Origin of the sequence: Inquilinus limosus MP06, from assembly GCF_000767795.1 — a bacterium.
GTDB classification, from domain to species: Bacteria; Pseudomonadota; Alphaproteobacteria; order DSM-16000; family Inquilinaceae; genus Inquilinus; species Inquilinus limosus_E.
In genome coordinates, this window is record NZ_JANX01000194.1 from 1 (window position 1) to 10,017 (window position 10,017).

The 10,017-nt window shown below is 69.6% G+C and carries 12 protein-coding genes; 5 read left to right on the plus strand and 7 right to left on the minus strand.

Annotation, left to right across the window (positions count from 1 at the left end; all coding sequences use genetic code 11):
- Together P409_RS16285 and P409_RS16290 are read right to left on the minus strand one after the other, a co-directional pair.
- On the minus strand, positions 1 to 2,099 hold a 2,099-nt coding region (locus P409_RS16285), incomplete at its 3' end, for a tetratricopeptide repeat protein (RefSeq protein ID WP_081991555.1).
- Between the two features lie 237 nt (positions 2,100 to 2,336).
- Positions 2,337 to 3,578 carry a dienelactone hydrolase family protein gene (locus tag P409_RS16290; RefSeq protein WP_034839290.1) on the minus strand — a complete coding sequence of 414 codons (1,242 nt, stop codon included), beginning with the start codon at positions 3,576 to 3,578 and terminating at the stop codon, positions 2,337 to 2,339.
- A gap of 140 nt (positions 3,579 to 3,718) precedes the next feature.
- Between P409_RS16290 and P409_RS16295 the strand changes: the two genes are divergently transcribed.
- Positions 3,719 to 4,222, plus strand: a complete 504-nt coding sequence (locus P409_RS16295) for a MarR family winged helix-turn-helix transcriptional regulator (protein WP_034839294.1) — start codon at positions 3,719 to 3,721, stop codon at positions 4,220 to 4,222.
- A gap of 19 nt (positions 4,223 to 4,241) precedes the next feature.
- Here the strand turns inward: P409_RS16295 and mctP are convergent, their stop codons facing one another.
- The 4 genes from mctP to P409_RS16315 form a co-directional block, all read right to left on the minus strand.
- Positions 4,242 to 5,717, minus strand: a complete 1,476-nt coding sequence (gene mctP, locus P409_RS16300) for a monocarboxylate uptake permease MctP (protein ID WP_034839298.1) — start codon at positions 5,715 to 5,717, stop codon at positions 4,242 to 4,244.
- On the minus strand, positions 5,707 to 5,904 hold the full coding sequence (locus P409_RS16305) for a DUF3311 domain-containing protein (protein ID WP_034839302.1): 198 nt from the start codon (positions 5,902 to 5,904) through the stop codon (positions 5,707 to 5,709). Before P409_RS16305 ends, mctP begins: the two co-directional genes overlap by 11 nt.
- Before the next feature lie 112 nt (positions 5,905 to 6,016).
- A complete protein-coding gene (locus P409_RS16310; protein ID WP_034839306.1) occupies positions 6,017 to 6,778 on the minus strand; it encodes an ABC transporter permease in 762 nt (253 codons plus the stop codon).
- On the minus strand, positions 6,775 to 7,701 hold the full coding sequence (locus tag P409_RS16315; RefSeq protein WP_034839330.1) for an ABC transporter ATP-binding protein: 927 nt from the start codon (positions 7,699 to 7,701) through the stop codon (positions 6,775 to 6,777). The genes P409_RS16310 and P409_RS16315 overlap by 4 nt, the downstream gene beginning before the upstream one ends.
- 116 nt (positions 7,702 to 7,817) lie before the next feature.
- On the opposite strand from P409_RS16315, the gene P409_RS16320 reads away from it, so the two are divergent.
- From P409_RS16320 to P409_RS16335, 4 genes are read left to right on the plus strand one after another with little or no spacing between them, the layout of a single operon-like run.
- Positions 7,818 to 8,300: a DUF1801 domain-containing protein gene (locus tag P409_RS16320; RefSeq protein WP_034839310.1), complete on the plus strand. Its 483-nt coding sequence runs from the start codon at positions 7,818 to 7,820 to the stop codon at positions 8,298 to 8,300.
- A complete protein-coding gene (locus tag P409_RS16325; protein ID WP_034839315.1) occupies positions 8,297 to 8,806 on the plus strand; it encodes a helix-turn-helix domain-containing protein in 510 nt (169 codons plus the stop codon). The genes P409_RS16320 and P409_RS16325 overlap by 4 nt, the downstream gene beginning before the upstream one ends.
- Positions 8,803 to 9,216 carry a VOC family protein gene (locus P409_RS16330; RefSeq protein WP_034839319.1) on the plus strand — a complete coding sequence of 138 codons (414 nt, stop codon included), beginning with the start codon at positions 8,803 to 8,805 and terminating at the stop codon, positions 9,214 to 9,216. The genes P409_RS16325 and P409_RS16330 overlap by 4 nt, the downstream gene beginning before the upstream one ends.
- A gap of 44 nt (positions 9,217 to 9,260) precedes the next feature.
- A complete protein-coding gene (locus tag P409_RS16335; protein ID WP_034839333.1) occupies positions 9,261 to 9,692 on the plus strand; it encodes a DUF1801 domain-containing protein in 432 nt (143 codons plus the stop codon).
- Between the two features lie 15 nt (positions 9,693 to 9,707).
- On the opposite strand, the gene P409_RS16340 is transcribed toward P409_RS16335, so the two are convergent.
- Positions 9,708 to 10,017 (minus strand): ABC transporter ATP-binding protein (locus tag P409_RS16340; protein ID WP_034839324.1); only part of this gene is annotated, 310 nt, incomplete at its 5' end.

Genomic DNA, 10,017 nt, shown 5'->3' on the forward strand with positions numbered 1-10,017 from the left:
GAGCGCGGCCAGCAGGCGCAGCGCCGCCGCGGCCTTGGCCGCGGGCGACCGGGCGCCGAGCAGCATGGCAGCGTATTTTCGGCGCGTCGTCCCCCGTCGGTCAGGGCTCGGGCGAACCAGATCACCGCCTCGGTTTCGTCGCGGGCCACGCCGCGGCCGGTCTCATAGGCGATGCCCAGCTCGTTCTGCGCCTCGGCGTCGCCCTTGTCGGCGGCGATGCGGAACCAGCGCAGCGCCTGGCCGTCATCCTGGATCACGCCGCGCCCGGCCTGGAAGCACCGGCCGAGGCTGCGGGCGGCCTCGGCATTGCCCTTGTCGGCGGCGAGGCGATACAAGCGGATGGCCTTGAGATCGCTCCGCGCCACGCCGCGGCCCTGCTCGTACATCCGGCCGAGGCGAAGCTGCGAATAGGCATAGCCCCGCTCGGCCGAGCGGCGGTACCAGCGCGCCGCTTCGGCATCGTCATCGGGCACGCCGCGGCCGCGCTCATACATCCAGCCGAGATCGGCCTCAGCGCGGGCGAAATCCTGGTCGGCGGCCAGGCGGTACCAGCGCACCGCCTCCGCATCGTCGCGGGCCACGCCCTGGCCGTCGCGGTAGAGGTCGCCGAGATCGGTCTGCGCCCGCGCCAGGCCCTGGTCGGCGGCCAGGCGATAGAGGCGGGCCGCCTCGGCATCGTCATCGGGCACGCCGCGGCCGCGTTCATACATCCAGGCGAGATTGGCCTGGGCGCGGGCCAGGCCTTGGTCGGCCGCCAGGCGATACCAGCGCACCGCCTCCGCATCGTCGCGCGCCACGCCCTGGCCGTCACGGTAGAGGTCGCCCAGATTGGTCTGCGCCCGTGCCAGGCCCTGATCCGCGGCCAGGCGGTAGAGGCGGGCGGCCTCGGCATCGTCCTTGGCCACGCCCCGGCCGCTCTCATACAGCCAGCCGAGATTGCTCTGGGCGTGCAGGTAGCCCTGGTCGGCGGCCAAGCGGTACCAGCGCGCCGCCTCGGCATCATCCGCGGGCACGCCCTGGCCGAGCTCGTACAGGATGCCGATGTTGTTCTGCGCCTCGGCATAATCCTGCTTGGCGGCCAGGCGGTACCAGCGCATCGCCTTGGCGTCGTTCTCCGGCACGCCGCGCCCGGAATCGTACATCGCGCCGAGCTCAGCCTCGGCCCGGGCATAGCCCTGCGCCGCCGCCAGGCGGTACCAGCGCACCGCCTCGGCCGGATCCTTCGGAACGCCATGGCCCGCGTCGTACATGAAGGCCAGGTTGGTCTGCGCCCGGGCCAGCCCCTGCTCGGCGGCGAGGCGGTAGAGGCGCACGGCCTCGGTCTCGTCCTCCGCCGTGCCGCGGCCGACCTCGGTCATCCAGCCGAGATTGGTCTGGGCCTCGGCATTGCCCTGCTCGGCGGCCAGGCGGTACAGGCGCACCGCCTCGGCGTCGTCCTGCGGCACGCCGTGGCCGAAATAGTACAGCGACCCCAGCAGGCGCCGGCCGACGGCGGATCCGGCGTCGGCCGCGCGGCCGTACCAATAGGCCGCGGCGGCATAGTCCTGGCCGGCGCCCCGGCCATTCTCCAGCATGTAGCCAAGGCTGGTCTGGGCCGGGATGTAGCCCTGTTCGGCGGCCAGCCGGTACAGCCGGACCGCCGCGGCCTCGTTGCGGCCGACGCCGCGCCCGTCCTGGTACATGTAGCCCAGATAGGTCTGGCCGCGATCATCGCCCTGGGCGGCCGACAGGCGGTACCAGCGCACCGCCTCGGCATCGTCGCGAGCCACCCCGAGGCCGTCCCGGTACATGTCGCCGAGATAGGCCTGGCCGCGGGCGCTGCCCCGCTCGGCGGCCCGCCGGTACCAGCGGGCGGCTTCGGCCGGGTCCCGGTCGACGCCGTCACCCGCCTCGTAGCGATAGCCGAGCCGGATCTGCGCCTCGGCATCTCCGGATTCGGCGGTCAGGCGCAGCGCCCGCAGCGCCGCCTCGGGCCCGGTCTCGATGATCGCCAGGATGTCGTCGGAAGGATCCGGCGCCGCCGGGACGGCGGTCGACGGAGAAGCCAGGGCCGCCGGCGCCGCCAGCACGAACCCCAGCACGAAGCCATGAATGCGCATCTGAAATGAGTGTGTGAGAAATTCCCCCTGCTCGCATCCATCCTCATCGAAACCGGCCCCGCTGTCGATGGGCGATCGCGGCGGGGCCGGTGCTGGATGAATAGCACACCACTCACCGCCATCCTCGGGCTTGGCCCGGCAATCCAGGGGCCATTGAGAGCGGCTCTTGAAAGCCCCTGGATCCTCGGGTCAAGCCCGGGGATGACAAACGGAGAGACGACCGAAGTGGTCCTGCCCCTACGCCTTCCCGCCCGGTGCGCTGTCCGCCCAGCGGGCCATCAGGGTATTGGACGGCAGGCCCTCATCGACCAGCTTCCTCGCGGTCTCCACCCCGGCCACCGGCAGGCCCTTGGGGTCGAGCAGGCCGATCTGCACCAGCACCGACGCCTGGTCCCAGTAGATGTGCTCGTTGTACAGCTTGTCGCCGCGGAAGCGGACGATCGCGACCAGCGGGATCTCGACATACCGCCCGGTCGGCGGGATGCCGGGCAGCATCCAGTCGATCTCGACGTCATGGGTGAAGCAGAACAGCATCTCGTCGACCAGCCGGTCGACCCCGACGGTGCGGCTGATCGGGACCAGCCTGGTGTCGGCCGGCGTCTTCGGGATGAAGTGGTTGGCGTAGAAGCGGTACAAATCGTCCTGGCCGACGCCGCCGGTCATGGTCGGGATATGGTTGACATAGGGCTGCGCCACCATCGTCGCCATGGTGGCGCGGGCGTCGCGGGTGGCGAATTCCAGTTCTGTGTGCCGCTCCCACAGCGCCGGCAGATCGTAATGCGGCCCCAGCGCGGCGCGGAGCACGGCCAGGCTGCGGGAATGGGCCATCAGCGAGGCCGGCTTGTCGTAGGCCGCCCGGTCCGGCACGTTGAAGCCGTGATCGGCGCCCGGATAGACGAAGAGCTGGACGTCGTCGCGGCCGGCGAAGGCGGCGGCGATGGCCTCGCGCACCGGCGGCGGCAGGTGACGGTCCTTCTCGGGGATATGGAACACCATCGGGCAGCGAACCGCGCCGGCCTCGCCCAGCAGCGGCTCCATCCCGGTGCCGTAATAGCTGACCGCGGCGTCGACCTGGTGGCGCACGGCGGTCAGATAGGCCAGGCGCCCGCCCAGGCAGAAGCCCAGCGCGCCGATCTTGCCGCGGCATTCCGGCAGCCGCCGCAGCGCCGCCAGGGCGGCGCCGCAATCGGCCACGGCGCGGTCGATGTCCAGCCGGCCCAGCAACTCGCGGGCGCGGGCGACATCGGCCTCGCCATAGCCCAAGTCGACCTTCGCCTCCAGCCGCCAGAACAGGTCCGGCGCCAGCACGACGTAGCCTTCCTCGGCATAGAGATCGGCGACGGCACGGAGATGGGCGTTGACGCCGAAGATCTCCTGCAGCAGCAGGATGCCGGGGCCGCTGCCGCTCTCCGGCACCGCCAGATAGCCCTGGAACCGGCCGCCGTCATCGGCCGGGATGTCGATCCATCTGCTGGTCATGGCCCTGCTCTCCGCTGGCTCCGGAAGCGGCCGGGCGCCCGGCCGGGGCGTCTTGGCGTCGGGGGCTGCGCGGTCCGCGGTTATACTTTAAACTTAAAGCAGATCGGGCGGCCAAGGCCCGTGTGCAGGATTGACGCAGAATGATCGATGCCGAGACCGCCGTCGCCGACCGGCCCAAGGACCACCGCGTCGAGCTGCGGCTGTGGTTGCGGCTTTTGACCTGCACCACGATGATCGAGCGCGAGGTCCGGCGCCGCCTGGCCGAGAGCTTCGACACCACCCTGCCGCGCTTCGACCTGATGGCGCAGCTGTACAAGATGCGCCAGGGCCTGACCCTGGGCGAGCTCAGCCAGCGGCTGATGGTGTCGAACGGCAACATGACCGGGCTGGTCGAGCGGCTGGTCGAGAACGGGCTGGTGGCGCGCGAGCAGTCGCGGGAAGACCGGCGCAAGCACGTCATCCGCCTCACGGAGGAGGGGGAGCGCCAGTTCGCCGCCATGGCCGCGGCGCATGGCGACTGGGTGGCCGAGATGACGGCGGGCCTCGAGACCGGGGAGATCGAGCGGCTGATGGATCTGCTGGGCCGCACCAAGACTTCGGTGGCCGAGGCGACCCGCCCGCGAGGGCGAGGCAAGGCCGAATAGCCTCGCCCCGCCCGTCCGGTCAGGCGGTGTGCGCCACCCGCGGCGCCGCCACCAGGTTGACCAGCACCGCGACCACGATGTTGGCGGCCAGGGCCAGCAGGCCGGCATAGACCGTGACCGTGCTGCCGCCGATGCTCAGCGCATGCAGCGGCTTCAGCCCGTCGGACCAGACGACGAAGCTGCCGCCGAAGAAGCCGACGGCCCAGCCGGCGAACAGCGCCGGGGCCCGGAACCAGCCGACATAGAGGCCGAACACCAGCGCCGGCAGGGTCTGCAGGATCCAGACGCCCCCCAGCAACTGCAGGTCCAGCGCGAACTGGGTCGGCAGGAACACGATCACCAGCAGCGCCCCGACCTTGACCACCAGCGAGGTGACCTTGGCCACCTGCGCCTCCCCGGCATGGCTCACGCCCGGGTCGACATAGGCCTTCCAGAAGTTGCGGGTGAACAGGTTGGCGGCGCCGATGCTCATCACCGCCGCGGGCACCAGGGCGCCGATGGCGATGGCGGCGAAGGCGAAGCCGGCGAACCAGCTCGGGAACAGTGTCTGGAACAGCGCCGGCACGATGTCGTTCGGGCTGGCCACCTGCAGGTGCGCGGCATGGCCCATATAGCCGAGCAGGGCCAGGAGGCCGAGCAGCAGCGTGTAGGCCGGCAGCAGCGCTGCGTTCTTGCGGATGGTGTTGGCGCTGGCCGAGGCGAAGATGCCGGTCAGGGTGTGGGGATACATGAAGGCGGCGAGGGCCGAGCCCAGCGCCAACGTGGCATAGGCCACCATCTGGTTGCCGCCCAGCAGCAGGCCGCCCGCGCCCTTGGCCTGGAAGGCCTGGTCGGCCGCCTGGAATACGGCGCCGTAGCCGCCCAGCTCCCACGGGATCAGCGCCACCGCGGCCAGCACCGCGATGTAGATCATGATGTCCTTGACGAAGGCGATCAGCGCCGGCGCCCGCAGGCCCGCGGAATAGGTGTACAGCGCCAGGATGACGAAGGCGATCGCCAGCGGCAGCTCTCCGGTCAGGCCCAGCGCCTTGATCACCGCGGCCATGCCGACCAGCTGCAGCGCGATATAGGGCATCACGGCGAGGACGCCGGTGATGGCCACCGCCAGCTCCAGGCCGCGCGAGCCGTACTGGCCGAACACCACGTCGCCCGCGGTGACATATCCGTGCTCCTTCGCCCGCTTCCACAGCTTCGGCATCACAAGGAAGACGAAGGGGTAGACGATGATGGTGTAGGGCAGGGCGAAGAAGCCGTAGGCGCCGACGGCATAGACCAGCGCCGGCACCGCGATCACGGTGTAGGCGGTGTAGAAGTCGCCGCCGACCAGGAACCAGGTGACCCAGGTGCCGAATTTCCGGCCGCCCAGCCCCCATTCGTCGATATGGGCCAGCGTCTCGCCCCGCTTCCAGCGGGCGGCCATGAAGCCCATGACCGTGACCAGGATGAAGAAGAAGGCAAAGACCGCGAGCGCGACGACGTCCAGCTCAGTCGTCATGGCGCACGCTCCGATAAGCGATCCAAATGATCAGCGCGGTCAGCGGCACCCAGGCGAACTGGTACCAATAGAAGAACGGGAAGCCCAGGATCTCCGGCTCCCGCGCATTGTAGAACGGCACCCACAGGAGCCCGATATAGGGCAGGAGCAGCAGCCACAGGATCGGCCGCCGTGAACGCTCTGGCATGGCAATTCCCTTCCATCGCGGGGCCGGATCCCCCGGCCCGAGTCTCCGTCGGCGTCCCCGGGCAGGTTTAGCAGGAATGAACGCGGGGCGGTAAAGTCGCGGATGGGGCGTCTCAGGACTTCAGCCGGTACCCGGTCCTGAAGATCCAGGCGACGATGGCGAGGCAGACCGCCAGGAAGGCCACGGTCATGCCCAGGCTGACGGCGACGTTCACGTCGGCCACGCCGTAGAAGCTCCAGCGGAAGCCGCTGATCAGGTAGACCACCGGGTTGAACAGCGCCACGGTCTGCCAGAAGGGCGGCAGCATGGTGATCGAATAGAAGCTGCCGCCCAGAAAGGTCAGCGGCGTGATGATCAGGAGCGGGATCACCTGCAGCTTCTCGAACCCGTCGGCCCAGATGCCGATGATGAAGCCGAACAGGCTGAAGGTGACGGCGGTCAGCAGCAGGAACACTACCATCCAGACCGGGTGCACCACCTGCAGCGGCACGAACAGCCCGGCCGTGGCCAGGATGATGACGCCGAGGATGATCGACTTGGTGGCCGCCGCCCCGACATAGGCGACGACGATCTCGAGATAGGAGACCGGGGCCGACAGCAGCTCGTAGATCGTGCCGATGAATTTCGGGAAATAGATGCCGATCGAGGCGTTGGAGATGCTCTGCGTCAGCAGCGACAGCATGATCAGCCCGGGCACGATGAAGGCGCCGTAGCTGACCCCGTGGATCTGCTCGATGCGGGTGCCGAGGGCCGAGCCGAAGACGACGAAATACAGCGAGGTCGAGATCACCGGCGACAGGATGCTCTGCATCAGGGTGCGCCCGGTGCGCGCCATCTCGGAGATGTAGATCGCGCGGATTGCGTAGAGGTTCATGGCCGCTCGCTCACCAGCTTGACGAAGATCTCCTCCAGCGAGCTCTGGCTGGTGCGGAGGTCCTTGAACCGGATGCCGGCATCGGACAGGGACTGCAGCACGGCGGTGATGCCGGTGCGCTCGCCCTGGGTGTCGTAGGTATAGACCAGCTCGGTGCCGTCGGCCGACAGGGACAGATGATGCGCAGCCAGGGACTCGGGCACGCTGTCCAGCGGCACCTGCAGCTGCAGGGTCAGCTGCTTTCTTCCCAGCTTGTGCATCAGCTCGGCCTTGTCCTCGACCAGGATGATCTCGCCCTTGCGGATCACCCCGATCCGGTCGGCCATCTCCTCCGCCTCGTCGATGTAGTGGGTGGTCAGGATGATGGTCACGCCCTGGTCCCTGAGGGCGCGGACCAGCCGCCACATATCCTGCCGCAGCTCGACATCGACGCCGGCGGTGGGTTCGTCCAGGAACAGGATGTCCGGCTCGTGCGCCAGCGCCTTGGCGATCAGAACCCGGCGCTTCATCCCGCCGGACAGCGTCATGATCTTGCTGTCCTTCTTCTCCCACAGCGACAGGTCGCGCAGGACCTTCTCGATATGGGCCGGGTTGGCCGGCTTGCCGAACAGCCCGCGGCTGAAGGCGCAGGTGGCCTGGACCGTGGTGAAGGTATCGGTGGTCAGCTCCTGCGGCACCAGCCCGATGCGGGACCGGGCGGCGCGGTAGTCGGACCCGATGTCGTGGCCGTCCACGGTGACCGACCCGCCGCTGGCACGGACGATGCCGCAGACGATGTTGATCAGCGTGGTCTTGCCGGCGCCGTTGGGGCCGAGCAGGGCGAAGATCTCGCCGCGCCGGATCTCCAGGTCGACGCTCTTCAGCGCCTGGAAGCCGGAGGCGTAGGTCTTCGAGAGGTTCGAGACGGTGATGATCGGCGGCATGGCGGCGACCATAGCCGAAGCCGGGGGTGATTCGATGCGGCTTCGTGCGGCGGTCGACATCACCGGGAATTTCCATATTCTCGGTGGCCTGTTCGTCGATCAGCGAGGGGAGCGCGATGGCCGGCAGGAAGACAGCCACGCCGAAAACAGGCACGCCGAAGGCCGACAAGCCGGCCACCGCCGGTCGGAAGGCGGGCGAGCCGGTCCTGCTCTCCGGCGGCAACCCGCAGATCGCCAAGGGCCATGGCGACGGGCCGGTACAGGCCTATATCGCCGCCATGCCGGGCTGGAAGAGCGATGCCGGGCGTCGCCTCGACGCCCTGGTCGAGCGCGCCGTCCCCGGCGTGCGCAAGGCGGTCAAGTGGAACTCGCCGCTCTATGGGATGGAGGAGCAGACCTGGTTCCTCGGCATCCACTGCTTCGCCAAATACATCAAGCTGGCCTTCTTCAACGGCGCATCGCTGGACCCGCTGCCGCCCGTCGCCTCGAAGCAGCAGCGCGTGCGCTACTTTCACATCCATGAGGGCGATGCGCTGGACGAGGCTCAGCTTGCCGACTGGATGAGGCAGGCCAGCCGGCTGCCCGGCGAGCGGATGTGAGCGGGGCGGGACGCAAGCCGTCGGGCACAGGCCAGGATCCGGCGCTGCTGCGCCGCCTGCTGCGCGCCAAGGACCGGATGGACGCCGCCTCGCATGAGGATTGGCCGGTGCCGCGGCTGGCGCGGGTCAGCGGCGTCTCCGAAGCGCATTTCGCCCGGTCGTTCAAGGAGGCGTTCGGCGTCCCGCCGCATCGTTATCTCCTGACGCGGCGGATCGAGCGGGCCAAGGCGCTGCTGCGCGACACCGACCTGCCGGTCACCGAGATCGCGTTCGGGACCGGCTGGAACAGCCTGGGCACCTTCGGCCGCACCTTCCGCGACGTCACCGGCGAGAGCCCGGGCGGGCTCCGGGCGCGCGAGAAGGCGGCGCTGCACCGGCTCGACCGGGTGCCGCCCTGCTTCCTCAGCGCCGCCCACCGGCCGGACCTCACAATCGCAGTTTCGGAGAAGCGGCGGCAGGAGGCCGACGATAGGGTGCCCGCGTCCCAGCAAACGGAGGTCCCATGAGCCAGGGTGTCGGGGTGGTCGGCCTGTATGTCCGCGATCAGGACGAGGCCCTTGAATTCTATGTCGGGAAGCTCGGCTTCCGGGTGCACACCGATGTGCGGAACGGCGATTATCGCTGGCTCACGGTGCAGCATCCGGACCAGCCGTCCTTCCAGCTCGGCCTGTTCACGCCGCAGGCGCCGATGGTCGACGCGGCCACCGCGCAGACCCTGCGCGAGGCGGTGGCGAAAGGCGCCATGCCGCCCTTGGTGCTGGACGTCGACGACTGCCGCGCCGCCCATGACCGGATGCGCGCCCGCGGCGTGGAGTTCACGCAGGAGCCGATCGAGCGCTATGGTGCCGTCGACGCCAGCTTCCGTGATCCGTCGGGGAACGGGTGGAAGATGATCCAGCCGCGGCGGGACGCGTGATGGAGGCCGGCGTCGGGCGACATTCGAGCGACGGGCGGGCGACGATGCCGATCACCAGGGCAAAAGGCGACGCGGTGGAGGGGGCGGAGTCCGCCTCCCGCCTGATCGACGGGCGGATTCAGGAGCTGGGCGACTGGCGGGGCGAGACGCTGGCCCGGGTCCGGACCCTGATCAAGCAGGCCGACCCGGAGGTGGTCGAGGAGTGGAAGTGGCGCGGCGTCCCGGTGTGGTCGCATGCCGGCATCCTCTGCACCGGCGAGACCTACAAGGCCGTGGTCAAGCTGACCTTCGCCAAGGGCGCGGCGCTGCCGGACCCGAAGGGCCTGTTCAACTCCAGCCTCGACGGCAACACCCGGCGCGCCATCGACATCCGTGAGGGCGAGGCGATCGACGAGGCGGCGCTGACGGCCCTGATCCGCGCCGCCGTGGCGCTGAACACGGCCGGCCGACCCGAGAAGGCGCCGAAGGCGGGCTGAGGCGCCCAGCGCCGGTCACACTTTGGTCCGTTCGTCGCTGGTCACGACCCCGTCGACCAGATGGATCCGCCGGTCCATCCGGGCCGCCAGCTCGACATCGTGGGTCACCGCGATCACTGTCTTCCCGCGCTCGCGCACCAGCGCCGAAAGAATGGCGAAGACCTGCTCCGAGCTGTGGGAATCGAGGCTGCCGGTCGGCTCGTCGGCCAGCAGCAGCGGCGGGTCGTTGGCCAGTGCGCGGGCCACCGCCACGCGCTGGCGCTGGCCGCCGGACAGCTGGTCCGGCCGCTTGCCGCGATGGCCGGCGAGGCCGAGCGCGTCGAGC

Bases quoted from the DNA above. Each gene is read 5' to 3' on its own strand.
- P409_RS16290 (WP_034839290.1), bottom strand. From the start codon at position 3,578: ATGACCAGCAGATGGATCGACATCCCGGCCGATGACGGCGGCCGGTTC.
- mctP (WP_034839298.1), bottom strand. From the start codon at position 5,717: ATGACGACTGAGCTGGACGTCGTCGCGCTCGCGGTCTTTGCCTTCTTC.
- P409_RS16295 (WP_034839294.1), top strand. From the start codon at position 3,719: ATGATCGATGCCGAGACCGCCGTCGCCGACCGGCCCAAGGACCACCGC.
- P409_RS16310 (WP_034839306.1), bottom strand. From the start codon at position 6,778: ATGAACCTCTACGCAATCCGCGCGATCTACATCTCCGAGATGGCGCGC.
- P409_RS16320 (WP_034839310.1), top strand. From the start codon at position 7,818: ATGGCCGGCAGGAAGACAGCCACGCCGAAAACAGGCACGCCGAAGGCC.
- P409_RS16330 (WP_034839319.1), top strand. From the start codon at position 8,803: ATGAGCCAGGGTGTCGGGGTGGTCGGCCTGTATGTCCGCGATCAGGAC.
- P409_RS16305 (WP_034839302.1), bottom strand. From the start codon at position 5,904: ATGCCAGAGCGTTCACGGCGGCCGATCCTGTGGCTGCTGCTCCTGCCC.
- P409_RS16335 (WP_034839333.1), top strand. From the start codon at position 9,261: ATGCCGATCACCAGGGCAAAAGGCGACGCGGTGGAGGGGGCGGAGTCC.
- P409_RS16315 (WP_034839330.1), bottom strand. From the start codon at position 7,701: ATGCCGCCGATCATCACCGTCTCGAACCTCTCGAAGACCTACGCCTCC.